This is a genomic window from Methylobacterium variabile (assembly GCF_001043975.1).
Classification (GTDB): Bacteria; Pseudomonadota; Alphaproteobacteria; order Rhizobiales; family Beijerinckiaceae; genus Methylobacterium; species Methylobacterium variabile.
Genome location: NZ_LABY01000539.1, coordinates 1 through 812 on the forward strand (window position 1 = coordinate 1; position 812 = coordinate 812).

1 pseudogene is annotated in these 812 nt (G+C 56.4%); it reads left to right on the forward strand.

Annotated elements, in window-relative coordinates:
• Positions 1–661: 661 nt before the first annotated feature.
• A pseudogene (locus tag VQ02_RS39665) lies at positions 662–812 on the forward strand (IS701 family transposase); the annotation flags it as partial.

Consider the following 812-nt stretch of genomic DNA (forward strand, 5'->3'; position numbering starts at 1 on the left):
CGAGGCGCTCGCGGACGAGGCTGCCACTCTTCCGGTCTGACAGGGTTTGACGGAGATGGGCAAGAAGGGCTCCCGCCGGTGGGAGGATTGGGGATCGAGCCCGCGTGGGCGGCGGCGGGTTCGACCGCATGTCAGGCGAGCGGCCAGCCGCGATTTCCTGAGGGCGACGATGCTGGCGATCCTGACACTCGGTCTCTTGGTGGTTCTCGGCCGGTACTTCTGAGCGCGCCCGCCATTAATAATGGCCGCAATACTCTGCTTTGAAATAGATAATCGAATGATAAATCAATTGTTAGAATAGACTATGTCGAAATAACTCGCAACAATTCTCCAAATCTGTTCTTTTGTGTTCAGAACGGCGGCGATTAATCTTTTATGATTTATCTGATCCTCACCGAGTTGCGCCCATATATTTGCTGTGCGGCTTCCACGAAAGATAGATCGAAGCTAGGATATCGTCATGCTGCGGCGCATGCACCGAGAGACAGTTCTCGCCCTCGGGGCGAAACCAGCGGATCCATAGCTACTTGCAGACGGAGTGGACCGTCTGTTTGTTGGGTACGCTAGCACTTAACGACACCAGCACTACTTTGGCAGGTTAAGGGAACGCATCCAGTTATAGCGGCTTCGCATGCCACGGCGATAGACGTGGGTGATCGCGATGTCGGATGCGGGCGGATGGCATGACGATCTGGATCGATGGCTACAGCCGTTCCTGTCTGCCCTGTCGCATCAGGCACGCCGGGCGATGTGCCCACTCTACGTGGCTGGGCTCATCGACCTGGGTGGTCGCAAGAGCGTCCAAGCCAATG